This window comes from Shewanella youngdeokensis (genome assembly GCF_033180165.1).
GTDB classification, from domain to species: Bacteria; Pseudomonadota; Gammaproteobacteria; order Enterobacterales; family Shewanellaceae; genus Shewanella; species Shewanella youngdeokensis.
Genome location: NZ_CP136522.1, coordinates 1,831,389 through 1,858,079 on the forward strand (window position 1 = coordinate 1,831,389; position 26,691 = coordinate 1,858,079).

The 26,691-nt window shown below is 41.6% G+C and carries 21 protein-coding genes, 12 tRNA genes and 1 pseudogene; 7 read left to right on the forward strand and 27 right to left on the reverse strand.

The window, feature by feature from the left end:
• Positions 1-317 precede the first annotated feature (317 nt).
• Positions 318-2,831, forward strand: a complete 2,514-nt coding sequence (locus tag RGE70_RS07895; protein WP_310470943.1) for a TonB-dependent receptor plug domain-containing protein — start codon at positions 318-320, stop codon at positions 2,829-2,831.
• 64 nt (positions 2,832-2,895) lie between these two features.
• On the opposite strand, the gene gloA is transcribed toward RGE70_RS07895, so the two are convergent.
• The 16 genes from gloA to RGE70_RS07975 form a co-directional block, all read right to left on the reverse strand.
• Positions 2,896-3,306, reverse strand: a complete 411-nt coding sequence (gloA, locus tag RGE70_RS07900) for a lactoylglutathione lyase (protein WP_310470944.1) — start codon at positions 3,304-3,306, stop codon at positions 2,896-2,898.
• Between the two features lie 337 nt (positions 3,307-3,643).
• Positions 3,644-4,285 carry an endonuclease III gene (gene nth / locus RGE70_RS07905; RefSeq protein WP_310470945.1) on the reverse strand — a complete coding sequence of 214 codons (642 nt, stop codon included), beginning with the start codon at positions 4,283-4,285 and terminating at the stop codon, positions 3,644-3,646.
• Positions 4,286-4,414: 129 nt separating this feature from the next.
• The gene (locus RGE70_RS07910) at positions 4,415-5,110 is read right to left on the reverse strand and encodes an electron transport complex subunit E (RefSeq protein WP_310470946.1); all 696 of its coding nucleotides are present in this window, start codon (positions 5,108-5,110) and stop codon (positions 4,415-4,417) included.
• Positions 5,103-5,741 carry an electron transport complex subunit RsxG gene (gene rsxG / locus RGE70_RS07915; RefSeq protein WP_310472947.1) on the reverse strand — a complete coding sequence of 213 codons (639 nt, stop codon included), beginning with the start codon at positions 5,739-5,741 and terminating at the stop codon, positions 5,103-5,105. Before rsxG ends, RGE70_RS07910 begins: the two co-directional genes overlap by 8 nt.
• Before the next feature lie 63 nt (positions 5,742-5,804).
• Positions 5,805-6,857 carry an electron transport complex subunit RsxD gene (gene rsxD, locus RGE70_RS07920; protein ID WP_310470947.1) on the reverse strand — a complete coding sequence of 351 codons (1,053 nt, stop codon included), beginning with the start codon at positions 6,855-6,857 and terminating at the stop codon, positions 5,805-5,807.
• A gap of 3 nt (positions 6,858-6,860) precedes the next feature.
• Positions 6,861-9,434: an electron transport complex subunit RsxC gene (rsxC, locus tag RGE70_RS07925; RefSeq protein ID WP_310470948.1), complete on the reverse strand. Its 2,574-nt coding sequence runs from the start codon at positions 9,432-9,434 to the stop codon at positions 6,861-6,863.
• On the reverse strand, positions 9,428-9,997 hold the full coding sequence (gene rsxB, locus RGE70_RS07930; protein ID WP_310470949.1) for an electron transport complex subunit RsxB: 570 nt from the start codon (positions 9,995-9,997) through the stop codon (positions 9,428-9,430). The genes rsxC and rsxB overlap by 7 nt, the downstream gene beginning before the upstream one ends.
• Positions 9,998-9,999: 2 nt before the next feature.
• Positions 10,000-10,578: an electron transport complex subunit RsxA gene (gene rsxA / locus RGE70_RS07935; protein ID WP_310470950.1), complete on the reverse strand. Its 579-nt coding sequence runs from the start codon at positions 10,576-10,578 to the stop codon at positions 10,000-10,002.
• Between the two features lie 106 nt (positions 10,579-10,684).
• Positions 10,685-12,610, reverse strand: coding sequence for an EAL domain-containing protein (locus tag RGE70_RS07940; RefSeq protein ID WP_310470951.1), 1,926 nt, complete (start codon positions 12,608-12,610; stop codon positions 10,685-10,687).
• Between the two features lie 170 nt (positions 12,611-12,780).
• A tRNA-Asn gene (locus RGE70_RS07945) sits at positions 12,781-12,856 on the reverse strand.
• A gap of 33 nt (positions 12,857-12,889) precedes the next feature.
• A tRNA-Asn gene (locus RGE70_RS07950) sits at positions 12,890-12,965 on the reverse strand.
• Positions 12,966-12,991: 26 nt separating this feature from the next.
• Positions 12,992-13,067 (reverse strand) — tRNA-Asn (locus RGE70_RS07955).
• A 34-nt stretch (positions 13,068-13,101) separates the two neighbouring features.
• Positions 13,102-13,177 (reverse strand) — tRNA-Asn (locus RGE70_RS07960).
• A gap of 31 nt (positions 13,178-13,208) precedes the next feature.
• Positions 13,209-13,284: transfer RNA gene (locus tag RGE70_RS07965), tRNA-Asn, on the reverse strand.
• Between the two features lie 38 nt (positions 13,285-13,322).
• A tRNA-Asn gene (locus RGE70_RS07970) sits at positions 13,323-13,398 on the reverse strand.
• 45 nt (positions 13,399-13,443) lie between these two features.
• Positions 13,444-13,519: transfer RNA gene (locus RGE70_RS07975), tRNA-Asn, on the reverse strand.
• Between the two features lie 992 nt (positions 13,520-14,511).
• On the opposite strand from RGE70_RS07975, the gene uvrB reads away from it, so the two are divergent.
• A complete protein-coding gene (gene uvrB, locus RGE70_RS07980) occupies positions 14,512-16,509 on the forward strand; it encodes an excinuclease ABC subunit UvrB (RefSeq protein ID WP_310470952.1) in 1,998 nt (665 codons plus the stop codon).
• Positions 16,510-16,590: 81 nt separating this feature from the next.
• On the opposite strand, the gene rrtA is transcribed toward uvrB, so the two are convergent.
• Together rrtA and queC are read right to left on the reverse strand one after the other, a co-directional pair.
• Positions 16,591-17,175 carry a rhombosortase gene (rrtA, locus tag RGE70_RS07985; protein ID WP_310470953.1) on the reverse strand — a complete coding sequence of 195 codons (585 nt, stop codon included), beginning with the start codon at positions 17,173-17,175 and terminating at the stop codon, positions 16,591-16,593.
• Positions 17,163-17,852: a 7-cyano-7-deazaguanine synthase QueC gene (gene queC, locus RGE70_RS07990; protein WP_310470954.1), complete on the reverse strand. Its 690-nt coding sequence runs from the start codon at positions 17,850-17,852 to the stop codon at positions 17,163-17,165. Before queC ends, rrtA begins: the two co-directional genes overlap by 13 nt.
• Positions 17,853-17,981: 129 nt before the next feature.
• Here queC and queE point away from each other — a divergent pair, with 129 nt between their 5' ends.
• A complete protein-coding gene (gene queE, locus RGE70_RS07995; RefSeq protein WP_310470955.1) occupies positions 17,982-18,650 on the forward strand; it encodes a 7-carboxy-7-deazaguanine synthase QueE in 669 nt (222 codons plus the stop codon).
• 67 nt (positions 18,651-18,717) lie between these two features.
• Here queE and RGE70_RS08000 read toward each other — a convergent pair whose 3' ends face one another.
• From RGE70_RS08000 to RGE70_RS08025, 6 genes are all read right to left on the reverse strand, one after another.
• Entirely contained in the window at positions 18,718-19,794 is a 1,077-nt protein-coding gene (locus tag RGE70_RS08000) for a PLP-dependent cysteine synthase family protein (protein ID WP_310470956.1), read from the reverse strand.
• A 211-nt stretch (positions 19,795-20,005) separates the two neighbouring features.
• Positions 20,006-20,090, reverse strand: a tRNA-Tyr gene (locus RGE70_RS08005).
• Between the two features lie 96 nt (positions 20,091-20,186).
• Positions 20,187-20,271: transfer RNA gene (locus RGE70_RS08010), tRNA-Tyr, on the reverse strand.
• A gap of 95 nt (positions 20,272-20,366) precedes the next feature.
• Positions 20,367-20,451 (reverse strand) — tRNA-Tyr (locus tag RGE70_RS08015).
• A 71-nt stretch (positions 20,452-20,522) separates the two neighbouring features.
• Positions 20,523-20,607 (reverse strand) — tRNA-Tyr (locus RGE70_RS08020).
• Between the two features lie 30 nt (positions 20,608-20,637).
• A tRNA-Tyr gene (locus RGE70_RS08025) sits at positions 20,638-20,722 on the reverse strand.
• A gap of 141 nt (positions 20,723-20,863) precedes the next feature.
• Here RGE70_RS08025 and RGE70_RS08030 point away from each other — a divergent pair.
• From RGE70_RS08030 to RGE70_RS08040, 3 genes are all read left to right on the forward strand, one after another.
• Positions 20,864-21,349, forward strand: coding sequence for a VC2046/SO_2500 family protein (locus RGE70_RS08030; protein WP_310470957.1), 486 nt, complete (start codon positions 20,864-20,866; stop codon positions 21,347-21,349).
• A 70-nt stretch (positions 21,350-21,419) separates the two neighbouring features.
• Positions 21,420-21,707 (forward strand): DUF406 family protein, encoded by a 288-nt coding sequence (locus RGE70_RS08035; protein ID WP_310470958.1) that lies wholly within the window; start codon positions 21,420-21,422, stop codon positions 21,705-21,707.
• 135 nt (positions 21,708-21,842) lie between these two features.
• The gene (locus tag RGE70_RS08040; protein ID WP_310470959.1) at positions 21,843-24,014 is read left to right on the forward strand and encodes a putative bifunctional diguanylate cyclase/phosphodiesterase; all 2,172 of its coding nucleotides are present in this window, start codon (positions 21,843-21,845) and stop codon (positions 24,012-24,014) included.
• 15 nt (positions 24,015-24,029) lie between these two features.
• On the opposite strand, the gene RGE70_RS08045 is transcribed toward RGE70_RS08040, so the two are convergent.
• The 3 genes and pseudogenes from RGE70_RS08045 to RGE70_RS08055 form a co-directional block, all read right to left on the reverse strand.
• Positions 24,030-24,509, reverse strand: coding sequence for a YchJ family protein (locus RGE70_RS08045; protein ID WP_310470960.1), 480 nt, complete (start codon positions 24,507-24,509; stop codon positions 24,030-24,032).
• Positions 24,490-25,080 carry a YybH family protein gene (locus RGE70_RS08050; RefSeq protein WP_310470961.1) on the reverse strand — a complete coding sequence of 197 codons (591 nt, stop codon included), beginning with the start codon at positions 25,078-25,080 and terminating at the stop codon, positions 24,490-24,492. The genes RGE70_RS08045 and RGE70_RS08050 overlap by 20 nt, the downstream gene beginning before the upstream one ends.
• Positions 25,081-25,506: 426 nt before the next feature.
• Positions 25,507-25,628: pseudogene (locus RGE70_RS08055) on the reverse strand (M2 family metallopeptidase); the annotation flags it as partial.
• A 415-nt stretch (positions 25,629-26,043) separates the two neighbouring features.
• Here RGE70_RS08055 and psrA point away from each other — a divergent pair.
• Positions 26,044-26,679, forward strand: coding sequence for a TetR family transcriptional repressor PsrA (gene psrA / locus RGE70_RS08060; protein ID WP_310470962.1), 636 nt, complete (start codon positions 26,044-26,046; stop codon positions 26,677-26,679).
• Positions 26,680-26,691 lie beyond the last annotated feature (12 nt).

Genomic DNA, 26,691 nt, shown 5'->3' on the forward strand with positions numbered 1-26,691 from the left:
AATCACATGTATTGTGATCAGTGTCGCATAAGTGGATATTAACATTGTTACAGAATGGTTGCAGTTGCGGTAGTTATATATTCTGCTGGTCGCTGAATTAGCAGTGTTTGGTGCTGCTGTTGTGATCAAGCTACTTTTTAATGTTGGCGGGTTCGAGCGCTCGTTACGTAAAATAAGCTTTTAATTAACAACTTAAGGTGAATGGTTAACGCTTTGGTGGATTGACGGCATAAACGTGAAATTGCAGTATCCCTAACAACGTCAGTGATAACAAATGACGTATATAACAATAAATTAAGTGTAGGGAGTACGAAGAAATGAACAGACCATCCAAATTGGCCTCAGCGATAAAATTCGGGTTGATCGCATCCGTATCAACATCAGCCATTACGGTTTCAACTGCAGGCGTTGCTGCTGAAGAAGCAAAAGTAGAACGAATTGCTGTTACCGGCTCTCGTATTCAACGCCAAGACATGGAAACTGCTTCTCCAGTTACTGTTATTGACGCTGCAACTATTAAAGCAGAAGGCTTTACTTCTGTAGACCAAATGCTACAAGCACAAACATCTATGGCTGGTGCAGCTATGGGCTCTAGCAGTAATAATGGTTCAGACGGTGTTGCTCAAGTTGACCTTCGCGGTATGGGCTCTGCTCGTACGCTAGTACTGCTAAACGGCCGCCGTATGGTTAACTCAGGTTCAGGAGCTGATAGCTCAGTGGATCTTAACTCTATTCCTGTTGCAATGATTGCACGCGTTGAAATCCTTAAAGATGGTGCATCAGCCGTTTATGGTTCAGATGCGATTGCAGGTGTTGTTAACATTATCACCAAAAAAGACTTCGATGGTTTCCAAGTTGAAGTTACTGGTGGCATGACTGATAAGAGTGATGGCGAGAACGGTGAAATCAGTGCCCTTTACGGCTTTAATACTGACACTGGTAATTACACCATTGGTGCTGCTTACTCTGAGCGTAAAGGTGTTATTCAAGCTGATCGTGACTTTACTCCTGCAGGAGAAAGTTCATTCATTCCAAATGGCTCTCTAGGTGGCATGGTTAAGGATGATAATGGCAACTGGGTAGATCGTGAAGAAAGTTATGATTACACGCAAGACAGCTATTACCAAACTCCAAGTAAGCGCTACAGCTTATTTGCTAACATGACCGAAGAGTTTGGTGACGATTTAGTATTTACTGGTGACATTCTGTACACCAAGCGTAAATCTCATCAGCAAATGGCTGCACAACCAGCAAACATTATGCTTGATGTATGTGAAGCCGGTGATGACGCTTCTACCTGTTTAGAGCTTGATCAAGATATGATTGATGCAGGTATCGAGGCAGACGAAAATGGTCAAGTAAATTACCGTAAACGTATGAACGATGTTGGCCCACGTATTTATGAGCAAGATACCGATACTATGCGTGTATCAGCTTCTTTAGCCGGTACAGCAGATATTAATACCGGTATGGACTGGGATCTTTCTTACACTTACGGTAAAAACAAAGCTGATACTGCGGTTGTTAACTCAATTAACGGTACCTCAATGGCTAATGCCATTTATGCAGACCAAGATCCTTGGTTAACTGGTCAGCCAATGACCGACCAAGCAGCACTTGATAGCGTAACTTACGACGAACAGTCTGATGGTGGTAATGAGCAGCATGTTGTTTCAGCTGGTATTAGCGGCGAGCTTTTCGACCTTGATGCAGGTGCCGTTGCATTTGCTATGGGTGCTGAGTACCGTTACGAAAGTGGTTACTACAATCCAGATCCAGTTGTAGTTGCGGGTGAAAGTACCTCTGCACAACAAGATCCAACTGATGGCGATTACAATGTTATTTCTGTCTTCCAAGAAGTCAGTATTCCATTTAGCGAAAAGCTAACCGGTGAATTTGCACTGCGCTTTGATGATTACTCTACTTTTGGTAACGCATCAACTTGGAAAATTGGTCTAACTTACGAAGCAACTGATGACTTAATGGTCCGTACTGTTGCAGCGACTGGCTTCCGCGCACCAAGTATTAGTGAATTATATGCTGGTAACTCAGGTTCATATGATTACCTAACTGACCCTTGGGGCAATGAGCAAGATGCTCAAATCCTAGTAAACCGTACATCTGATGAAAACCTACAACCAGAAGAGTCTGAGTCATACACTGCTGGTTTAGTTTACTCGCCAAGCTATGTAGAAGGTATGTCTCTAACGGTTGATTACTGGCGCTTTAAAGTTAAAAATGCAATTGCACGTATGGATGTGCAAAATGGCTTAGATAACTGTTATGCCGGTGATACATCAGCATGTGAAGCGTTTAACATTGGTTCAAACGGTGACTTATCTAACCTAACTAGTGCGCTAACAAACGTTGGTTACCAAGATACTAGCGGTATTGACTTTAACTTAGCTTACAGCTTTGAAGCGGCAAACCTAGATTGGACTGTTAGCAACGATACGACTTACTTGTTGAATTTTGAACAAGATGGTGTTGATTACACCAATACTATCGATGGTAACTTCGGTGCTTATGCTGAATTGCGTAACAACTTCAGCATCAAAGCCAGCCAAGATGATTGGAGCGTAATGTACTTCAACCGCTTTATCGGTGAAATGGATGATTTAGGTGCAGGCACTAAAGTTGATTCAGTGCTTTACCACAATATTTCAGCTAGCTACTTCATCAATGACACTTGGATGGTAACTGGTGGTGTTAAAAACCTAACTGACGAGTTGCCTTCATCAGTATCTAACGGTAGTGATGGTGGTACGGTTCCAGAAGTTTACGATACCGTGGGTCGTCAATACTATGCTGGTGTAACGGCTAAGTTCTAAATTGATAACTCAATAAAAAAGCGCCGAAAGGCGCTTTTTTTTTGGCTATATTTCACTTTAAATCTCAGCCAAGACCATTTTGAGCTGAGCTCATTTGAATTAGTTCGATTTTATAACCATCTGGGTCCTCTACAAACGCAATTTCAGTAGTGCCGCCTGCAACAGGTCCCGCTGGACGTATAACCTTACCACCGGCTTGTGTGATGGCTTCACAACGTGCGTAAATATCGGCCTCACCAATGGCTAAGTGACCAAAAGCATTACCTATATCATATACTTCTGTTCCCCAGTTATACGTTAACTCAACTACAGCACTACCGGTTGACTCATCGCTATAACCTACAAAGGCCAGTGTATATTTGTATTCGCTGTTTTCGCTTTTGCGTAATAATTTCATACCCATAACTTGAGTGTAAAATTCGATACTACGTTCTAAATTTCCCACGCGGAGCATGGTATGTAATAACTGTGCCATATTAGCCTCATCAATTGTTGCTTATTGTAAATCGTTATTGAACATTTTTATGGCTAAGTATATCTAAAATTGAGGCCGTAAATATGCTTTGTTTCCGAGGTGGTATGGTTAAGGTTAATTAGTCTGAACTTGGGTCACAAAATAGATAAGTTTGCCTGAGAAGCTGCACTTTTTCTTATAGTATGAATTTTCTTACTTAAGGAGTTATCGATGCAAACTGAATTAAAAATGTCGCTGGGTGTTAGCGTTATTATTGCGGTTGTTCTGTCTATTTTCTTTATTTGTATGTATTAAAAAAAGCCGCGAATGCGGCTTTTTTATTGATAAAAGATAGAGGTTAATCTTCCGGGTAGATTTTGTCTTTATACTCGCATAAGTCCTCAATTATACAGCTGCCACACCTCGGCTTACGTGCGATACAGGTATAGCGACCATGTAAAATTAACCAGTGGTGAACATCAACTTTAAATTCTGCAGGCACGACTTTTAATAGTTTCTTTTCAACTTCTACCACGTTTTTACCTATGGCAAACTTAGTGCGGTTAGATACACGGTCAATGTGGGTGTCCACCGCTATAGTGGGCCAGCCAAAAGCGGTATTCAGCACGACATTGGCTGTTTTTCTGCCCACGCCAGGAAGGGCTTCTAGCGCCTCCCTGTTTTCGGGAACTTCACCGTTATATTGCTCAACTAATATTTCACAAGCTTTTACTACATTAACCGCTTTATTGTTATATAAGCCGATGGTTTTAATATATTGCTTGAGTCCTTCTACGCCTAACGCGGCAATGCTATGTGCGGTATTGGCGATAGGGAATAGTTTATCGGTCGCTTTATTGACACTAACGTCGGTAGCTTGTGCCGATAGGGTGACAGCAACTAATAATTCAAACGGGCTTGAATAATTAAGCTCAGTTTTAGGGTGAGGGTTGTTTGCTCTTAGTCGCTCTAAAATAATACGGCGCTTTTCTGCATTCATTATTGGCTCCGTCGAGGCTATCTTTTATTAAATTGATAAAGCGAAATAACATCAGCAAATCATGCTAATGGTGATGCTACAGTCAATTATTTGCGAATAAATAGCGACTATGAGCATCAGCCACCACGATTAATTGACTTTAGTAATGCGTACCCGAGCAGGTGCTTCTTGCTGGGGATCTGGGCGCCTAGTTTCAAGGGTGTTATCAATAACATTTTTAAGTGCGATAAGCAGCCCCATTCCAATAAACGCGCCAGGAGGTAGCATGGCTAATAGGAAGGTCGTATCAACCTGCCACAGCTCAATAGTTAAACCTTTTGCCCAATCACCCAGTAATTGTTCCGCGCCGTAAAACAGAGTACCTTGGCCAAGTATTTCACGGCTTGCACCTAAAGCACACAATACTAAGGTAAAACCTAAGCCCATCATGATACCGTCAAATGCCGCTTTGGCGACACTATTGCGCGAAGCAAACGCTTCAGCTCTACCGATGATCAAGCAGTTGGTAACAATAAGCGGCAAAAATATACCTAGGGAAAGGTATAAGCCATAAGCATAAGCATTTATTAGCAACTGCACTGTGGTAACAAGAGCGGCAATGATCATTACAAAAACAGGGATGCGGATCTCTTTTGGTACATAATCGCGTACTAACGACACTAAAATATTTGATCCAACGAGCACTAGCAACGTTGCCAAACCTAAACCTAAGGCATTGGTTAACGTTCCTGTTACGGCAAGCAGAGGGCACAGGCCTAATAACTGCACTAAACCTGGATTGTTTTTCCACAGGCCTTGCCAGGCTAGTTCCTTGTAATTACTCATTTGTTACCCCACAGGTGACGGGTGTGCTAAAAAGCTCATCTTTATGCGCATTAAAATACAAAGTGGCATTTTTTACTGCTTTAACATAGGCGCGAGGTGTAATTGTTGCGCCCGTAAATTGGTCAAAGTCACCACCGTCTTTTTTCACGTTCCAACGCTTGTCGGTGTTCAATAAAATGGATAAGCCATTAAAAGAGGTTACCCAGTCCGACTTTCTTAATTCAATTTTGTCACCTAACCCTGGTGTTTCTTGGTGGGCTAAGGTGCGAACTCCCAACACCTTGCCGGTATGGTCTAGACCGATAATGATCTTAATATCTCCGTTATAACCATCGGGTGCAATGGTTTCTATGGCAATGGCGACGGCAGTACCATTTTTAGTAGCAATATACGCAGGTAGAGGCTTAGTTGTGCCCATAAACGGGTTTGGGGCAATAGTAATGCAATGCTGCGTGAGTGCGTTATTGTACAATTGTGCCGGAATTAGTTGCTGCAAAACTCTTGAAAGTTCAATTTGTTCTTGCTGCTTAATTTTTGCGAAAGTTAATTGGTTAACCACTGCCACGAGCCCGGTGCAAAGCAGGGCAAAAAGTCCAAGTAACAGGCCGTTTTTTAACATTGATTTTTTCAACATATTGTCTCTAAACTGATTATGAACATCTATAGATTACCGTAATGTGGGTTGTAACAAGGCTCAACGGCCTGAACGATGACCATAACTACGTGGTTTGACATAGTAATCAATAAACGGCGCACATAGGTTTGCCAGTAAAACGGCAAAAGCAAAGGCATCAGGGTAGCCGCCAAAAGTACGGATCACATACACTAAAGTGCCTATTAGTGCACCAAATAGCAATCGTCCACGTACGCTGGTTGCTGCAGTCACTGGATCTGTTGCAATAAAAAATGCGGCTAACATCGTTGCACCAGAAAACAGCTGTAATAATGGACCAACGTGTGTGTCTGGGCTAATTAGGTAACCAAAGCTTGAGCAAATAAATATTGATGCAATCACAGCAAAACTAATGTGCCAACGGATAAGCTTTAACTTTATCATCGCTAATCCACCGACTAGGTAGGCTACGTTTACCCAAAACCATCCTACGCCAAAACCATTAGCAAATAGGGCTTTGTTTAAACTCTCTGGCATAGTTAAGCCAAGCGACAAATCTGTCCGTAACGTATCAAGCGGCGTAGCCATTGCTATTCCATCGACACCAAGTTTGTATAGGTTGAGTTGCTCTGGTGTCATTGCACCAAAAATCGCGCTAAGTGTCAGTGATAAATCCATCGGCGTTTGAGCCAATGTTAATGGTAAGCTCCAGCTAGTCATCTGTACTGGAAAAGAGATCAGTAACATGACGTAGGCCGCCATTGCGGGGTTAAAAATATTTTGCCCTAAACCGCCGTAAAGGTGTTTAACAATAACAATTGCAAATACAGTTCCTACAACAACTAGCCACCAAGGCGCGATAGAAGGAATAGAAATACCAATTAACAATGCCGTTAAAATGGCGCTGTTGTCACTTACTGTTGCCTTGATAGGGCGGTTTCGCAGTTTTAAGACCACCGCTTCGCTTAAGAGCGCTACCATAATGGCCAGACACACTTGAATTAGCACACCCCAACCAAAAAAATACCACTGGGTTGCTATTCCGGGCAGGGCACATAAAATAACCCTTTGCATGACAGTTTTTGTCTGCATTTGTGCTTTGAAGTGTGGCGATGAGGCTAACTTGAATGCCATTAATTAATCCTTCTCTTGCAATGTAGCTTGCGCTTTTTTTGCTTTAGCTTTGGCGACAGCTGCAGCGATACGGGCTTTTTTCTGCTCGGCAGCTGACAAGACTACACTATCTGCAGGCTCTGTATTGCTCAGCTCAGTCGTTGTGTCTGTGTTGTGTTGAACCGAGGCTTCAATGTTGGCGGTTACCAATGCTGAGCCGCTATTATTTTCATCACTAGCAGTCATTTTTTTCGCTTTAGCTTTGGCGACAGCAGCAGCGATCCGGGCCTTTTTCTGCTCGGCAGCTGACAAGGCTACATTTTCTGCAGGCTCTGTATTGCTTAGATCAGTCGTTGTGTCAGTGTTGTGTTGAGCCGTGGTTTCAATGTTGGCGGTTACCAATGCTGAGCCGCTATTATTTTCATCACTAGCAGTCATTTTTTTCGCTTTAGCTTTGGCGACAGCAGCAGCGATCCGGGCCTTTTTCTGCTCGGCAGCTGACAAGGCTACATTATCTGTAGGCTCTGTATTGCTTAGATCAGTCGTTGTGTCAGTGTTGTGTTGAACCGTGGCTTCAATGTTGGCGGTTACCAATGCTGAGTCGCTATTATTTTCATCACTAGCAGTCATTTTTTTCGCTTTGGCTTTGGCGATGGCTGCGGCAACCCGGGCTTTTTTGACTTCTGCTGGAGACTTTACTACCTCAGGTGTAGTGTCAGCCAGGGTTTCGCTTGCCGTCAAAGTGCTAGTTGGCGTGGTTTTGTCGGACGAAGCGGCTTGCTGCTGTTTTTTTGCTTTGGCTCTTGCAATTGCAGCGGCAATTTTGGCTTGTTTGTCGTCAACAACCTCTGCGACTTCTTCAGCTGCTGAGCTTGAGTGTTGTGCTTTTTTTGCTTTAGCACGTGCTATAGCCGCGTTGATTTTTGCCTTCTTGTCATCTGCCGGGGCGTCAGTAGTCAAAGCTGTAGCGCCTTTCTTGGCTTTGGCGCGTGCTATTGCTGCCGCAACTTGCGCTTTTTTATCGTCTGCTGGCGGCTCATTAACAGACGCGACGGCGTCAGCTGCATTTTTTGCTTTAATTCTTGCCATCGCTTCTGCTACTGCATTCTTGGCTGTGCCAGTCATGCTCTGCTTACGGCGTTCAGCCGCTTCTTTTGCTTTGGCTTCGCGGGCTATTTTTTCATCTTCTAATCGTTGCTGCTTTGCATCGAAACGTTGTTTAGCAAGATCTGCTTGTTTCTTTTCTTCTGCTTCAGTGCGCAATGCCGACTTAGCCACTCGGAAATATTCCACTAAAGGAATATCGCTTGGGCAGACATAGCTACAGCAACCACACTCAATGCAATCGCGTAAATTGAAACTCGCAGCTTTATCAAACTCTTGTGCTTGGGAGTGCCAAAACAGCTGTTGCGGTAATAATAAAGCAGGGCATACCACCGCACACTCGCCGCAGCGAATACAGGGTTTTTCAGGCTGCTCTGAAGATATTTCGCTATCACTTGGCAGTAACACACAGTTGGTGCCTTTTAGTACCGGCGCGTCAATATTGGGTAATTCGTGGCCCATCATTGGACCGCCAATAATGACTTTATCTTGTGTTAACTTACCTTTAAAACCACTTGTTTTAAGTATGTGTTCTACAGGCGTGCCAATTGGTACCCAGTAATTACCAGGTTTATTGCTATTTAGTCCAGTGACTGTTACCACGCGTTCTGTTAACGGTTTACCGTTGCTAACCGCATCTTGGATGGCGTAAGCAGTACCGACGTTTTGTACTAACATACCAAGCTGCGCGGGGATCGCACCCGATGGTACTTCTTGGCCTGTTAAAATTTGAATTAACTGTTTTTCGCCACCAGATGGGTATTTAGTCGGTACTGGAGTGACCCTAACATTATCACCATTGAGCTCGCTGCGGTTAAGCGAGTGCTGCATTGCATCTATGGCTTCAGGCTTGTTGTCTTCGATTGCTATAACGATACGTTTTGGTGACAGCAAACGCTCAATAATGGCGATGCCTGCAACAATTTCATCGCTATGCTGCTGCATTAATCGGTCGTCAGAGGTGATATAAGGCTCACATTCTATGCCGTTAATAATCACTAATTCTATAACGCTGGCTGGACTCAATTTAATATGAGTTGGAAATGCCGCTCCGCCTAACCCAGCAATGCCTGCTTGCTGGATTTTTTGCAAAATTTGTTGATTTGTAAGTGTTGATGCATCGCATGCCGTGGCAGGGACGGCATTGTTTAGGCCATCAGCGGTTAAAATACAGCTTAGTACTGGAATGCCAGATGCATGGTTGCTTGGCATAGGTTTTATTGCTGTTATTTGCCCTGATGTTGGGGCATGAACCGGACAATGCGCGAAACTAGTCCCAGAGGTTAGTGCCTGACCTTTTAAGACGTAATCGCCTAATTTGACATTCAATAGTGCACTTTCGCCCACTTGTGGAATGGGAAGCACAAATTGCTGCGCCAGCGGTAAAGTCGCAATGGCGGTTTTATTCGAAAGTGACTTTAATTCTGGGGGGTGAATACCACCATGCGAACGCCAAAGCATTCCTTTATCAATTTGTTCTAATAAAGTTAGCACTGCGGATCCTCTTGAACTTGTTTCACTGGAATTGAATTTAATTGCCAATCCCATGTTCTTGTTGTTTGTTGAATTGGTAGCATGTCGATGCAATCAACCGGGCAGGGAGCAACACAAAGATCGCACCCAGTACAATAATCCATAATAACGGTATGCATCAACTTACCTGAACCCAAAATAGCATCAACGGGGCAAGCTTGGATGCACTTAGTACAACCAATACACTCTTCTTCTCGAATGTAAGCGACTTTTTTTTCTTGCACTTGTTCAACGGCATTAAGTGGTTCGGGGTCAACCCCCATTAAATCGGCAATCTTTTCCATGGTTGCAGTGCCGCCAGGTGGACACTTATTGATACTGTCTCCATTGGCAATGGCTTCGGCATAGGGCTTACAACCTGGGTAACCACATTGTCCACATTGTGTTTGTGGCAATAATGCTTCAACTTGATCGATGAGTGGGTTGCCTTCAACTTTAAATTTTTCGGCAGCAAACCCTAGCAAAACGCCAAAGACAAGTGCCAGTATCGTGAGAACGATAACCGCGATTACAATACTTGACATGTTTATTTAACCAATCCTGTAAAACCCATAAATGCTAGTGACATTAAGCCAGCGGTTACCATTGCGATAGCGCCACCTTTAAAGGGAGTAGGGACATCTGCTGCCGCAAGTCTTTCGCGCATCGCAGAAAAGAGAATTAACACGAGTGAAAAGCCAACGGCTGCACTAAACCCGTATACCGCCGAAGATAAAAAATTGTGGTCTTCATTAATATTTAGTAGAGCAACACCGAGTACGGCGCAGTTAGTGGTGATTAAAGGTAAATATATACCTAAAGCACGATGTAAAGACGCACTGGTTTTTTGCACGAGCATTTCTGTAAATTGTACAACCACGGCAATGACAAGAATAAAGCTCATTGTCCTTAAGTAACCTAGATCAAAAGGTAACAGTAAGTACTGATTTACGAGATAACTTAAAATGGAGGCAAGAGTCAGCACAAAAGTGGTTGCCATTGACATACCAATTGCTGACTCTAGCTTGCTTGATACCCCCATAAAAGGGCATAAACCTAGGAATTTAACTAATACAAAATTATTAACCAGCACAGTGCCGACCAATAATAGGAGATATTCGCTCATCTCAATTCATTTTTTAGACATTATTAACGCTATTATCGACTTTTCCACCACTATTAACAACATAAACAAAGCAGAGTTAATTGATTTAGTGGCTACCTGCTCGATATTACATCACCATTTCTCTTTGTTCTCGCGTTGCTGTGGCATCTATTGGGTTTGGTTTTGCAATGTAATAACCTTGAAGACCATCAACTAACAGTTGCTCCATAGCCGATTTTTCTTCTTGATTTTCAACACTGGTAGCAACGACTCGAATCGTCAGTTTACGTGCAATATCGACAATCATTTTAACGAAAAATTGGTTATGTGGATCTGTAATAATCCCTTGAGTATAACTTCCGTCTAGCTTGATGAAGTCTGGAGTTACATCTTTAAAGAACTTGAAGGAGGTGAAACCAAGACCGAAGCGTTCAATTGAAACTCGAGCGCCAACACTATGAGCTTCTTTAATAAAATGATAGGTGGCCGTCAGGTTGGTTTGCATGCCCGATTCACTAACTTCAAATACCAATCTTGCTGCTATATGTCTTTGGTTAACCAGTAAATTTTTAAGCCATGTGACAAATTGTTCATTATTAGCTGAAGAGGTACTGATGTTGATCCCAAGTAAACCAGTGATAGATGGCGTAGAAGCCATCATGCTTAGGGTCTTTAATACCACCAATTTGTCTAACTCTATGCCCATGCCATGGCGCTCTGCCATTGCAATAACCGTAGTTGTAGGTAAAAACTTACCTTGGCTGTTATAAAATCGAGATAAAAGTTCGCGATATGACTCTACGCTAGGGCGGCTCGCACTAATAGGCTGCGCGTAAAACTTAATCGCTTTACGTTTGATTATATCGTCAATTGATGCTTTCCAGCGATTGTCACCAAATAGCTCATCACCACTTAATTGCTGTTGAACATGAATACTATTAGGGCCCATTGTTTGTGCAATGCTTGCGGCGGTATCACCTAATGTCATTAATGAAACTGCATCGCTACTATGGTGGTATGGGCATAAGCCAATATAGGCGATAGAGTCAGTACCCATTTGCTGTTGGTATTCATCAAAAGCGATTTTTAATTGTTCAAAAGTGGCAGCGCCATCTTTTAAAGACACATCGGGTAATATGATTGCAAAATCAGCGGTAGATGTGCGGTAACATAGTGCTTCTGCAGATTTTACTAGCGTTTTTCTAATGTCATTAGCGATACGTAATAAATACTTATCACCGGCTTCGCGACCCTGCACTTGGTTAATTGGGCCCAGTTCTGTCGCTTTAACGATACACAGCACACCAAGTTGTTGGCTGTTAGGAGCACAGATTTCATTCAGTTTCTCGGTGAACTTAGCTCGAGTTCCCATACCTGTTAACGGATCTTGGAAAGCTGCTCGGGTTAATTTCTCTTGTGCGCTGTTAAACTCATCAACCTTGGCTTTCAAATTTACTTGGCAAGTTTCAAGAGTTTTTCGTAACAAGTTAAATTCACCTTTCAGTTTAGATTTTTGAATGGTGTGAAAAGTGAGGTTAGGGAGCTCTTTAATGACCTTAGCACAGTACTTAAACTTTTTAGATTGGTGCATACCAAAAAATATACTTACAACGGCGATCAGTAAAAATGATCCCCAAATCAGCATTAATTGGATTTTATATCGGTTTGATAAATAAGCTAATTGCTCAGTTGCAGCAAGCTTAACTTGTAAACGACCGTTGCTAAGTGTTTGTGTAGAAGCCATATCAGTTTGATAAAGTTGTTGTATGACGTCATTTTGCTGGGCGATTAAGTGCCCGATAGTGAAACTATTGTCACTATCGGTGCTATCAATATATTGAAAAAATTGAAAATCAAACTGTTTATCTAAATGCTCATAAAGTGCCAGGCCAGTGCCTTGCCATGCACTTTGCTCAACAATACTGCTGTTATATTGGCTTAATTGTTTGTCATTAACTTGATCTAACTCTGCTTGATTGAGCGAATAAGTGATGAAAGATATTGCACAGAAAAGAACGAATAAAAAAAACTGATAGTACTTGGAGCTGGTCATATTGAGTTCGCTTACAATCGAAAATAAATGGAATTCTAAAAAGTTATTTCTTTGAGAGCATTATAAACAGGTTTGTTAATGATTTTAAACAGAATTATGATGTGCTTGATATGAAATTTGTAAGAAATGATTGGTTTGATGGATATAAAAGCTAAATGAACTAAAAAAGATGGCTCCCCAGACTGGACTCGAACCAGTGACATACGGATTAACAGTCCGCCGTTCTACCAACTGAACTACAGGGGAATCGCAATGATATAGATGTGACTTGGTTTTAGATGGCTCCCCAGACTGGACTCGAACCAGTGACATACGGATTAACAGTCCGCCGTTCTACCAACTGAACTACAGGGGAATCGGAAATCTAAAACGTAATTAAAATGGCTCCCCAGACTGGACTCGAACCAGTGACATACGGATTAACAGTCCGCCGTTCTACCAACTGAACTACAGGGGAATTGCATTTTTAATTACTTCTTACTAATAAAATATGGCTCCCCAGACTGGACTCGAACCAGTGACATACGGATTAACAGTCCGCCGTTCTACCAACTGAACTACAGGGGAATTACATTTTATTACTTACTCAATGAAAAAGTGGCTCCCCAGACTGGACTCGAACCAGTGACATACGGATTAACAGTCCGCCGTTCTACCAACTGAACTACAGGGGAATTACTTTTTTCATTAATATTTATATAATTTGTAAAAGTGGCTCCCCAGACTGGACTCGAACCAGTGACATACGGATTAACAGTCCGCCGTTCTACCAACTGAACTACAGGGGAATTGCGCTTTTACATTTCAAATAAATATTTGTTTAACTTAAACATTGGCTCCCCAGACTGGACTCGAACCAGTGACATACGGATTAACAGTCCGCCGTTCTACCAACTGAACTACAGGGGAATCGTTTAAGTTACGTCTCGTTGAAGACGGAGCGCATATTAAATCGCTCTCACTACTGAGTCAACTCGACAATGCAAAAAAAGTGCATTTAAGTGTTTAAGTGTTCATCTAATGCGCATCGTGGTGGTGAATGCATCACATTTGCTATTAACTGAGCGATTAGAATGCAAGTGTTTGAGTTAATCGTAGTTTTAGATTGTTCTCTATGACTGAGCTAATCAAATTTTACTATTGAAGCGTTTGAGCTTCTGTTACCTAAATGTCATTTGTAATAAAATAACAAATAATAGACAAATGCAGTGGGTGATAGTGAATTGGTTAAAAGTCGCGCTATGACAAGGTTTCCATGAGTTATCCACTAAATCTGTGGATAAGCCTGTGGGTTAAGTTCAAAAACGTCCTGCTAATGCCGATGTACCTTGGGTTTAGCTTAAAATGAGCAATTTTGTTGAGTTTTTTTTTTATCTTTTAAAAACATATTGATGGAAAAATCAACAGTTAATTTGATTGCTCGAGTAGACGTTACTACTTTGTAAGCGCATTTATTCAGCTAATTGTGAATTAAAATCACTATTTTAGGCGCTTACAGCAATGAGTAGCTGGTAAGTCATTGATTTATTCAATGTCATAAACTTTCACGCCAATAGTCTAAATTAGTAATACTATGCTTGAACAGAGGGTTATCACTGACCATTTCTTTTAATCACATTGGTAGTATGTCGAGTTATGCTCGATATTTGCGCATAACTACTTTAGTTTGCGTCTTAGGTGGTAGTAAATGTTGTTAGAGTTCGCTTTTGCAAGACATTCATGGGGTTGGCTGAATTGTTTTTTTGATGGTCATTGTTTTTAATGAGTTTTATCAAATTGGTATGACATTAGTGATCTGATTTTTTGGATCTTACATAATACGAGTAAATTTTGGTGGTACGAGCCATCTTAGTTATAAATAGGGTAAAATGCAGTCAAGTTAAATGAGGAAGCCAAACCTAGTGTCTGAATCTGTATTCCAATTAGAATCCCACTACCAGCCAGCGGGCGATCAACCTACAGCGATTAAACAACTCGTTGATGGACTTGAGTCTGGAGTTGCCAGTCAAACTTTATTAGGGGTTACGGGCTCGGGTAAAACGTTCACCATCGCTAATGTGATTAAAACAATGTCACGGCCAACGATTATTATGGCGCCGAATAAGACACTTGCTGCGCAGTTATATGGAGAAATGAAAGAATTTTTTCCACATAACGCAGTCGAGTATTTTGTTTCTTACTATGACTACTATCAGCCAGAGGCTTACGTGCCGTCTACGGGTACGTTTATAGAAAAAGATGCATCAGTTAATGCGCACATAGAACAGATGCGTTTGTCAGCAACCAAAGCTCTATTAGAGCGTAAAGATGTGGTGTTGATTGCATCTGTTTCTGCTATCTACGGTCTTGGTGATCCTAAGTCTTATATGAAAATGCTATTACACCTGCGTGAAGGGGGTGTGATGGACCAGCGAGATATGCTTAAACGACTCGCGGAATTGCAATATAAGCGTAATGACGTAGAACTGCAACGCGGTACTTACCGAGTTCGTGGAGAAGTCATAGATGTATTTCCTGCAGATTCAGAAAAAAATGCCATCAGAGTTGAACTCTTCGATGACGAAATTGAACGTTTAAGTTTGTTTGATCCGCTAACCGGACATATCGTTAAACGGGTTGCGCGCGCAACGGTTTATCCTAAGACTCACTATGTTACTCCGCGAGAATCTATTCTTGCGGCAACCGAACATATCAAGGAAGAGCTTCGAGAACGAAAAAAACAGCTGTTATCGCTCAATAAGTTAATAGAAGAGCAGCGGATCACTGAGAGGGTGCAATACGATGTTGAGATGATGGCTGAGCTTGGCTATTGCTCCGGTATTGAGAATTACTCCCGCTATTTATCTGGGCGCGCACCAGGAGATGGCCCGCCAACACTACTTGATTACTTGCCAGATGATGGTTTGCTAATAGTTGATGAGTCACACGTCACCGTGCCGCAAATTGGCGCGATGTATAAAGGTGATCGTTCGCGTAAAATGAATTTGGTTGAATATGGTTTCCGATTGCCGTCAGCTCTTGATAATCGACCGTTGAAATTTGAAGAGTTCGAAGCGCTGATGCCACAAAGCATTTTTGTTTCGGCCACACCGAGTGATTATGAGATAGATAAGTCCAATGGTGAGATAGCAGAGCAAGTGGTGCGGCCGACAGGTCTACTTGATCCTGAAATTGAAGTTAGGCCAGTTGCTACGCAGGTCGACGATCTATTGTCAGAGATTGCTAAGCGAGTAGCGGTAAATGAACGTGTGTTAGTTACCACATTGACTAAAAGAATGTCAGAAGATCTATCTGAATATTTAGATGAACATGGCGTGAAGGTGAGGTATTTGCATTCAGACATCGATACTGTTGAGCGCGTAGAGATCATACGAGATCTAAGGCTTGGTGTTTTTGATGTTTTGATCGGAATTAACTTATTGCGTGAAGGGCTCGATATGCCTGAAGTATCACTAGTGTGTATCCTTGACGCCGATAAAGAAGGTTTTTTACGTTCTGAACGTTCACTCATACAGACCATTGGTCGTGCAGCCCGTAATGTTAATGGTAAAGTTATTCTTTATGGTGATCGTATAACTAAATCGATGGATAAAGCGATAACCGAAACTAATCGGCGTAGAGAAATGCAGCACCAATATAACCTCGACCACGGCATCACGCCTAAAGGAGTGATCAAACGTATCACTGATGTGATGGATGTTGGCGAGAGCGAGTCTGAAACTTCTCGTCGTGTGGCCGAGGAGGGAAGTGAGTACCTTGTTAACCCTGCAGATATTAGTCATGAAATCGATAAACTTGAAAAGCAGATGCATGAGCATGCTAAAAACCTTGAATTTGAGCAAGCTGCTGCATTAAGAGATACCGTTGGACGACTACGCGAGCAGTTCATTAAAGCATAAGCTAGGTCAGCTCAAGTAAGACAGTGTTATTAGATGCCTTACTTGAGCTTAATTAGGAGGTTATCGATTATGATATGGCTCCTATTTTTTCATCCGTTTACACACCAACATCGGTGCTAAACAAATAAATCCACTGAGTAAGCCTACAAGATGGGCTTCTGTTGCCACGGTTGCATTAATGAGCGCTGTTAACTCGGTGCTTGCACCAAACCACTGCTCGTATAGAACCTTCGCTATTACACCTAGTGTGAGTAAGTAACCTATTTTAAACCCTTTAGTTGTATCCATGACCGCACCAAATACAAATATACCGTGTAGCAAACCGCTTAAGCCGACGTAGCCAAATGTATCAGGAAAAAACAAAAGTAACCCAAGACCTTGCATACATCCAAGGCTGAGCACCAATACACTCAGTGATGTTGCACTGTAATGTTGCTCATGCAATAACAAAATGACCCACAGTCCCGCGAGGTTCATGAGTAAATGCCAATCGTTAGTGTGCAAAAAATTGCCGGTGAGTAAACGCCACCACTGGCCCTCTGTAATCAAATCACGGCGAAAAGCTAATTGGTCTGCTAAATCTGCATAAAAGAGCACCACACAGAGGGTACTAATTAGGGCTGCGGTTAAATATAGACGCTTGGTTAACGGAGCTAGTTGTGACATTTTTCTGCTAATTGTGCTTGAATTGCTTCAGGGTTAGCCAAGTATTCTTCTAAGCCATTTTTACGCAGTAAGCAGGCGGGGCAGGTGCCGCAACCATCTCCAATCAGGCCGTTGTAACATGTTAATGTTTGGTGCCGTACTAGCTCTAGACTGTGGTATTTATCAGCTAAAGCCCATGTTTCAGCCTTATTTAGCCACATTAAGGGAGTGCGGATCTCAAGTTGTTGGTCCATACCTTTCATTAATGCGGTTTGCATTGATTGAATGAACTCATTACGGCAATCGGGATAGCCAGAAAAGTCGGTTTCACATACGCCGGTAATAATCACGTCGGCACCCAGTTGATAGGCATAGATCCCAGCTAAAGTTAAAAATAAAATATTACGCCCTGGGACAAAAGTGTTCGGTAGGCCGTTATCCATTAGGTCATTAGACACTGGAATTGAGTCGCGCGTTAAAGCTGAAATGGCTAACTCGTTCAGCAATGTTACGTCCATAACTTTATGTGAAGCCAACTTAAAATGGCTGGCAAGTTGTTTTGCTATTTCGATTTCTTCTCTATGGCGTTGGCCATAATCAAATGTGATCCCGTGTACTTCATCGAACTGAGAGAGTGCTTGTATAAGGCAGGTAGTTGAATCTTGACCACCACTAAAAACGACAACAGCTTTAGACATAATTGAACTTCATTTTAATTTTTAGAACATAAACGGTAGTTTACCGTAGCTAGGGTGACTTTTAAACTGCTTGCGACAGGGTTAAAAATCCTCTATAACTGCCGCGCAATTAATAAATAGAGATATTAGATGAACTATCCAGTCAACGAAGTATTTGAAACAATCCAAGGCGAAGGTTATTTTACCGGCGTACCAGCGATTTTTATCAGGTTACAAGGGTGTCCCGTTGGTTGCGCCTGGTGTGATACCAAACATACTTGGGAGTTAATTGAGCATAATCGGGTCAGCCCTGAATTAGTGATCCAAGTTGACGGAACCGTTGGCCGTTGGTCAAAACTCTCAAGCGAGCAACTTATCGCGGCGTTTAAGCAGCAAGATTATACGGCAACCCATATTGTGATCACTGGAGGGGAGCCTTGTTTGTATGACTTAACGGAATTAACTGCATCCTTACACGAACGTGGTTATCAAACACAGGTAGAAACCAGTGGCACGTTTGAGGTAATGTGCGATCCGGCAACTTGGGTAACAGTTTCGCCTAAAGTGAACATGAAGGGGGGATATGCTGTTTTAGACTCGGCCTTAGCTCGTGCGAATGAAATTAAGCACCCTATTGCGACTGCAAAACATATTACAGAACTCGATACTTTATTAACCAATATCGATACCTCAACAAAAACGATTTGTTTACAGCCTATTAGTCAAAAGGGCAGGGCAACAGAATTGGCGATTAAAACCTGCATTGAACGTAATTGGCGTTTATCGATTCAAACCCATAAATATTTAGAGATCGACTAAGCGCGATGTATAAAAAAAGCCCTTATGAGAATTAGACTCTAAGGGCTTTTTAGTGCAAAGCATTAGATTATGCTTTAGATGGACACTTAAGCACGCTGGTTTGGCTAAAGTTGTTTAGTGCGTCGGTGTAAATGCTTAAATCACCGATATTGTCTTTAATCCACTCTGGGTTGTAATAGGTATCTAAATATCGCTCACCTGAATCACAAATCAAGGTTACGATTGAGCCCGTTTGTCCCTTCGCCACCATTTCACTTGCCAATAGTAATGCACCGTAAAGGTTGGTTCCGGTTGAGGCGCCTGTTTTTCGGCCGATGATGTTTTCGAGCCAGTTAATAGTGGCGATAGAGGCAGGATCAGGGATCTGACGCATTTCATCCACGACACCGGCAATAAATGACGGTTCTACTCGTGGTCGACCTATCCCTTCAATGTTACTGCCATTAGCGCAAGTAATGTTTTTATCACCATTGTTAAAGTAGTCAAAAAATACCGAGTTCTCTGGGTCAACAACACATAATTTTGTGGTAAGACGCTGATAACGGATGTAACGGCCAATGGTAGCCGACGTACCGCCGGTGCCTGGGCTCATTACGATCCAAGTGGGAATAGCATGCTGCTCTTTGTTCATCTGTCTAAAAATAGAGTTAGCAATATTGTTATTACCTCGCCAGTCCGTTGCTCGCTCAGCATAAGTAAATTGATCCATATAATGGCCATTCAACTCTTGCGCTAACTTCTCCGATTCAGAACAGATTTTACTGGCATGATCGACAAAATGGCATTGTCCGCCATAAAACTCAATTTGTTGAATTTTCTTTTTGGCGGTACTGCTGGGCATAACGGCAATGAAAGGCAGGCCTAACAAGCGAGCAAAGTAGGCTTCTGATACCGCAGTACTGCCAGACGATGATTCAATTACCGTGGTATTTTCTCTGATCCAACCGTTACACAGTGCATAAAGAAACAAAGAACGGGCTAAACGGTGCTTTAAGCTACCTGTGGGGTGAGTGCTTTCATCTTTGAGATAAATATCCACCCCAGTAAGGTTTGGTGTGTCGAGCTTAATGAGGTGAGTGTCAGCGCTGCGCTGAAAGTCAGCTTCAATTTTTCCGATAGCTTGATTTATCCAAGAATTAACCACATTGATGCCTTACACAGGAGAAATAAAGCTAAATCATAGTGAAAAATGTTAATGATTGGTAGTGATAACCATGAGAGGTTGAATAGAAAGTGTGCTAGGTCACAGAGATTAAATAATTGATTATTTTGGATTAAATAATAATTGATAGAACAAGCCGGATTAACAACAAGAACAGAAACGAGAGGCTAACTTAGGATAGGTAAAAAAGAAGTGGTGGAGGGAGAAGGATTCGAACCTTCGAAGGCTGAGCCATCAGATTTACAATCTGGTCCCTTTGGCCACTCGGGAACCCCTCCACATTTTTCTTACTTCATCTTACGCACAATATTGACCTATTGTGTTTACTCTTTGTACTCACTGTTTTACAAACCAGCTTTTACTTTAAAGCAAAGTGGTGGAGGGAGAAGGATTCGAACCTTCGAAGGCTGAGCCATCAGATTTACAATCTGGTCCCTTTGGCCACTCGGGAACCCCTCCACATTTTCTTACTTTGTCTTACGCACAATATTGACCTATTGTGTTTACTCTTTTACTCACTGTTATACAAACCAGCTTTTATTTTTAAAGCGAAGTGGTGGAGGGAGAAGGATTCGAACCTTCGAAGGCTGAGCCATCAGATTTACAATCTGGTCCCTTTGGCCACTCGGGAACCCCTCCACATTTTCGTACTTTAACTTACCCACAATATTGACCTATTGCGTTTACTACTCACAAATTGTTGCTAGAAATGGTGGAGGGAGAAGGATTCGAACCTTCGAAGGCTGAGCCGTCAGATTTACAATCTGATCCCTTTGGCCACTCGGGAACCCCTCCAAATATCTCTTTCTACAAACTGTGCGCAAATGGTGGAGGGAGAAGGATTCGAACCTTCGAAGGCTGAGCCGTCAGATTTACAATCTGATCCCTTTGGCCACTCGGGAACCCCTCCTCAATTGCGGCGGCAATAGTAGTCAGATTTTTTTCCTGTGTAAAGCTTAAATTTCAAAAAATGTCTAAAGTATTGCTTAAAGGGGCCGATTAACTATTAACAGTTTGTTTTGTCGGTTTTTTTTTGTGCAAATAGAGTATTATGCAAGCAATTAGCCCCTTGGTTAATGAATTACAGTTAGGCTCACGTCTCAATAGTGCAATTGGGGCAAGTCGACGTGGTGAATTTGCTTTATTGCTTTCACTACTCTCTGCTGACGCTCGTGATTTGGCGCAATTTCAAACTGCAGAATTTAAACAAGCTGATTTGCGAGCTAAGTTCAACTTAGCTGAAGCACAACCTTTACTGAATAGAATGGACACCGATGATATTGTTACCGATAACAGTGCGATGTTTCAAATCGGCGGCGAAGTCGGTTTTAGATTAGCCAATGCGTTGAATCAAGAAGCCTTGGTCATTCGACGTAATGAATCGTTAGATTTAGAAGATGTATTAAACAACTGCGAACTTAATACGCGTTTACGTTATCAAAATACCGAGGTTAAACAGCAAACAGTACAACTTAAACATTTTGCTGACACCTTGGTAGAACAGCGTCAAATGAGTGAGCTTATTGCACAAGCTTAAAATGATGCCTTTATTGATGAGTAACCTGATATATAATTAGTGTGATTATATTGAGTAACCAAGGCTAACCATGAAAAATATTCAAAACGCGCAATCTAAATTAGTTAATGATACTTGCAATGATTGTGGTAGTTTCATTGATGTTGGTGCGATTATTGACGAGCATGATACGGTTTTAGAACTTGCTTTCAGCGGAGCTGAAGCTTTGAAACGCGCTACCGATGTTAAAGATAAAGCGGCCAATCGATTTACGGAAGTCAATTATAGCCTGACCACTTCTGGCAATGAGGTTAAGTTAGCGTTAACATTCTCATTTACTGCTGAAAAAATGATTTTTCAATTAGAGAATGGATTGTAGTTACAGTATTTATTTTCTTGCTGGCGTCACTGTTTATCGTGTATGTTGTTTTTCATAAAAATAATAATAAGGTATTGAGCATAATGCTCTTTACCATTAGGTAGCACCATTGTTTACCTGCTTTTAGGAAGTCGAGTGAAGAAACCTAGATACCAGAATCTTTTAGAACAAATAGTTAATTCAGAGGCAAAACAGTGTGGTGACTTTTTCGCTACAGCTAAACTAGCAACTGAATTATTATTAGAACACTTGGAGCTCTCTCGAGTTGTAGTGTATGGTCTAAATGAGAAAACAAATAATCTAGAGCAAGTTTATATTCAACCTGCTTTGGCTTTCGGTTGTGATATTCAATCACGGCCTCAACCATTATCTAGCCCCATTTTTATTGAAGAACTGCGTGTTAATCGCTATGTCGCGTCCGACGACTGTGTGGTTGACGATCGCCTCATTGAACTGTCTTCATATTATCAACGATATCAAGTCAAAGCTGCGTTGGAAGTAGCAATTAGGATCAACGGCCACTTAGAAGGTGTGTTAAGCCTAGAGCGTGATAGTAATGGTGGCGAATGGCAGGAACCTGAAGTCCAACTAGCTTCACAAGTTGCTGATCAACTAGCACTCACGCTTGCGACGAAGTACGCCTATGATAACGACGAGCGTTTGAAACTATTTTTATCGGCAACGGACCAATCTGATCAAATCTTTATGGTTGTAGATCTTGAGTCTACTCGAGTCGAGTACGTGAATGAAGCGCATTTTGCATCGACTAAAATACCTAATGATAAAATCATTGGTAAAACTATATATGAGCTTGATTTTTTTAAACAATTTGCAAAAAAGTCAGAAAGGATCCTTGCTAAAGTAAGAGCCGGAGAAAGCTCTGAGGCTGAGTTTAAACTCATTCGCCGTGACGGTAGCGATTATTGGACCAAGCTGTCGATTAAACGTTTTGTCTCGGACAGAGGCAATCATTTTGCGTTAATTAATGCCGTTGATTGTACCGCCCAGTATTTACACCAAAGTGAGCTAGAAAGGCTGGCTTGGCGGTGTGGCTTAACCGGACTTTACAACCGAACGCATTTTTCTCGAGTATTAGATAAAGCCACAGATGGCCACCTTATCTTAATCGACCTACGTGGTTTTAAGCGCTTTAATGATACTTACGGTCATGCCAATGGCGATCTGATGTTGATAGAAGTCGCTAGACGCATTAAGCATTTTGCTGATGTGAACCATATAAAAGAGATAGCGCGTATTGGTAGTGATGAATTTGCGCTGTTAATTAATGACTCCTTAGAAGCCATTTTAATTAATGAGTTAGTTGAGCGTTTATATCGACAAATTGAGATCCCAGTAAATATTGGTACCGAACAAGTTGAACCTAAACCCGCTGTTGCTACCGTTAACATCGCTTCAATCGAACAGCTTTTTCCTGCACTAACTTGTGCTGATATTGCTTTGCAATACGCAAAGAATAAGCAAGGTAATGCCATTCAAGTTTTTAACTCGGCGTTACTCAACACCTTTAAAGATAATGCTGAAATTGAGCGTGATTTGGCGATGGCGGTTAAATGTCGTCAATTTGAGCTTTACTATCAACCCTTAAAAGACTTAAAAAAGCAGGCATATATCGGTGCCGAGGCACTGATCCGTTGGCATCATCCAAAGAAAGGGGTGCTGTACCCTGGTGCATTTATTGATATTGCTGAGCAAACGGGTTTAATAACTGATATTGGCGCTTGGGTTCTTGAGGCGGCTTGTAAACAGCTCAACGTGTGGCAACATCGACAAATTGATATTTCAATGCATGTGAATGTATCTGCCCGACAGTTTTTTAGTGGCAGTTTATTTGAGCACGTATGGGAGTTAATTAGCCGATATCACTTAAAGCCGCATAGTTTGATTTTAGAGATCACTGAAACAGAACTGATGGGCGATATCCGCTTTGCGACAACATTATGTAAAGAGCTTGCTGAATTAGGGGTTGGATTAGCCATTGACGATTTTGGTACTGGTTATAGCTCTATGCGCTACCTCAAGCAGTTCCCGATCACCAAGTTGAAAATTGACCGATCTTTTATTTCTGATCTATCTGTTAGTCATGAAAGTCGAGAGATTGTTAGCGCAATTATAGCCATGGCTTCAGCGCTAAATATTTCACTTACCGCTGAAGGTGTTGAGACTGAAGAGCAAGAGCTATTCTTAGCCAATAACGCTTGTCATCAGGCACAAGGTTTTCTGTATAGTCCTGCAATAAGAGAAGCTGAGTTTGGTGATTTTTTGGAGTCCTCAGCGGTTATTCTGTAATGTTAATGGTGCTGTTTAAGCTAAGCAGCACTGTTTAAACTTTTTGTTACTGCCACACACACATGGCTCATTTCTTTTTGGAAAAACTGCCGCTTTTTGTTTCCCTTCGGTGTAATACCATTGGCCGCCTTGTTTGATAAAATCAGAACACTCATGAATGGCGTCGAGCTCACCATCTGCGCGAAACCATGCTTGGAAGCAGACATGACCTTGATTTTTACTTTCGGACTCTGATAACACCTCGAGTGTTAACCATTGAGGACTTGGGCTATCTCTTAATGTTTGCTCTGTTAGGCCACACAAATAGTCAACATGGTGAGTGCTGATCAAATACTCGTAATTTTCCATATAAAAGGCACTAAATCTAGACCGCATTAACTGCGCTGGCGATTGAGCAAATATTTCGCCTAAGTGAAGCGGTTGGCAGCAGTCTTTGAACAGCTTAGTTGAGCAACAAGGGCAGGGGTGATTGGGGTCATTTAGGTTTCTTGTCATGATTTTGGGTCGTTAAAGTTTGCGTCAATACTGAAAATTGGCGGCCATAATAAACTTTTGCTGCAGGTTTGGCATCATAATAAAATTCGGGCTTTGAGCGATTATTGGTGTCTACAGTGACATACCATTTTCCATCGTCTTTTTTATGCGAAACCATAACAAATTTTCCGGCAAACTCACTGATTGGTTCACCTACATCAATGGACGGATGATAGCGTATGATGTAATAGCCAATATCGGTGGCATTGCTTGCATTTAGGTTACGTTCAATTACCCTAAAGTCGACCTCAATCCTTGCTTTTTTGACCTTTATTTTATTAAAAAAAGTCTCGTACAGTTTAGTTATGTTGTCTCGTCCGCGAGTAATTGCTTCATTTTGGCTGTCAGAAATATAACTCGCATTTTCGGAGTATAGTTGGTCCAGCTTTGCAGCATCAAGTGTATTGTATGCTTGATTAAAGTCATTATAGAATTGGTTTAGTGCTTCGTTATCATCAGCAAAAGAGAATTGCAGGCTTGCAAGAATAAGGCTGACAGCGAGCGCAACGCGGTTTAATAATTTTTTAAACATGGATCACTTCAAAAATCTAGAATTCTAAGACTTACTATAATAGACACCTGTATTGAACTAAAGAATTAGATCATTACAAGATGTGTAAAACTGACACAATTAGGTAAAATTCAAGTATTAAAATTCGTTTAAAAAATGATATTTGTTGCAAGGCACTGATTTGTAGTGATTAAAGTTTGCTCATGTGCGCCGAAACTAAACTATACAATTGTAAAGTTAATGTGTTTGCATAAGTAAAAATGGCGTACCTATTTAAGTTGTTTAGATTAATTTATTAAAGTTGACGTTCAAAGATTCATGCCATTGATGTAGCGTAATTTTGTACATAACTGTGTAGAGCAATGGCATATTGCTCGGATAGTTTTTACACATTATGCCAAAATTGCCAACCGCATTGCCTATTTCCGCTACTATTTTGCTCATCTAGCCAATGTGTTTAGAGGGAGCTGGCACTTCATCAAATAAGCCTATTTGCTTTAAATAGCTTTAGTGTTATTGATAAGAGCAATAGTGTTGCCAATCGCTTCATGGAAGCTTTCATTTGCGCTTTCATTTAAAGATAAGCACTATCTTCAGTGATGAAATTACTGTTAAGCCATTGTGAGTGTTTTACCTTAACAGATATATTAGCCATTTTTGTTTCAGCATTAGTAACACACTGCTGTGCTTTAATTATTTTTATTAAGATTTGGTGTATTTACGGCATCGTTTTACTGCAGGTTGTCACTGTTGAGTGAAATTATAATCAAAGCTGACAGCCCATGAGACGACATATACCATTAATTTGAACTCTTGTTGTATTTGTGCTGTGAGTGTTGCGCACTTGTTATTAAGTGTTGGTAGGAAAGGTTTTCAGGACTTAATTATGGGCATATGTTTGGTTCATGGGGATTTAGTTTGACAAAAACAAAGCAAGCGCTTAATTTAAACAAGTGTTTAAATTATTGTAAATAGGGCAACGGGATGGCTAATCGCTCCGATACGAAAACAAGAATTCTGGATGCAGCTGAAAAACTTTTCGCTGAGAGAGGGTTTTCAGAAACGTCGTTAAGATTAATAACGAGTAAAGCAGAAGTAAACCTAGCATCGGTGAATTATCATTTTGGATCTAAAAAAGAACTGATAAGAGCGGTTTTAGCACGGTATCTTGACGTTGTTATGCCTGCTGCTGCAGAGGCAATATTTGCTGTGCGAGAAGCTGATGCTAATGCCTCGCTTGATGACATTTTCGGCTGTTTAGTTAATCCATTACTGGATCTAAACCATGTTAGAACCGACGGTACGACTACCTTTTTGCGCCTTTTAGGGCGTGGCTATATTGAAAGCCAAGGGCACTTAAGGTGGTTTATAACGGCGCATTATGGCAAGTATTTAGGTAAATTTGTACATGCCGTCGGCGCAAGTACTCCACATATTCCTCCCGCAGAGATGTTTTGGCGATTACACTTTACCTTAGGTACCGTGGTTTTCACTATGGCGTCAGCAGATGCTTTGAACGAAATTGCAGCTGCCGATTTCGGCGAACATAATGATATTGAAGCGGTTATTCGAAAAGTTATTCCCTACCTATCGGCGGGAGTATCCGTTCCAGTTAAGTAAGGATGCAATGTA

Bases quoted from the DNA above. Each gene is read 5' to 3' on its own strand.
- RGE70_RS07895 (WP_310470943.1), top strand. From the start codon at position 318: ATGAACAGACCATCCAAATTGGCCTCAGCGATAAAATTCGGGTTGATC.
- gloA (WP_310470944.1), bottom strand. From the start codon at position 3,306: ATGGCACAGTTATTACATACCATGCTCCGCGTGGGAAATTTAGAACGT.
- nth (WP_310470945.1), bottom strand. From the start codon at position 4,285: ATGAATGCAGAAAAGCGCCGTATTATTTTAGAGCGACTAAGAGCAAAC.
- RGE70_RS07910 (WP_310470946.1), bottom strand. From the start codon at position 5,110: ATGAGTAATTACAAGGAACTAGCCTGGCAAGGCCTGTGGAAAAACAAT.
- rsxD (WP_310470947.1), bottom strand. From the start codon at position 6,857: ATGGCATTCAAGTTAGCCTCATCGCCACACTTCAAAGCACAAATGCAG.
- rsxB (WP_310470949.1), bottom strand. From the start codon at position 9,997: ATGTCAAGTATTGTAATCGCGGTTATCGTTCTCACGATACTGGCACTT.
- rsxA (WP_310470950.1), bottom strand. From the start codon at position 10,578: ATGAGCGAATATCTCCTATTATTGGTCGGCACTGTGCTGGTTAATAAT.
- RGE70_RS07940 (WP_310470951.1), bottom strand. From the start codon at position 12,610: ATGACCAGCTCCAAGTACTATCAGTTTTTTTTATTCGTTCTTTTCTGT.
- rrtA (WP_310470953.1), bottom strand. From the start codon at position 17,175: ATGTCACAACTAGCTCCGTTAACCAAGCGTCTATATTTAACCGCAGCC.
- queC (WP_310470954.1), bottom strand. From the start codon at position 17,852: ATGTCTAAAGCTGTTGTCGTTTTTAGTGGTGGTCAAGATTCAACTACC.
- queE (WP_310470955.1), top strand. From the start codon at position 17,982: ATGAACTATCCAGTCAACGAAGTATTTGAAACAATCCAAGGCGAAGGT.
- RGE70_RS08030 (WP_310470957.1), top strand. From the start codon at position 20,864: ATGCAAGCAATTAGCCCCTTGGTTAATGAATTACAGTTAGGCTCACGT.
- RGE70_RS08035 (WP_310470958.1), top strand. From the start codon at position 21,420: ATGAAAAATATTCAAAACGCGCAATCTAAATTAGTTAATGATACTTGC.
- RGE70_RS08045 (WP_310470960.1), bottom strand. From the start codon at position 24,509: ATGACAAGAAACCTAAATGACCCCAATCACCCCTGCCCTTGTTGCTCA.
- RGE70_RS08050 (WP_310470961.1), bottom strand. From the start codon at position 25,080: ATGTTTAAAAAATTATTAAACCGCGTTGCGCTCGCTGTCAGCCTTATT.
- psrA (WP_310470962.1), top strand. From the start codon at position 26,044: ATGGCTAATCGCTCCGATACGAAAACAAGAATTCTGGATGCAGCTGAA.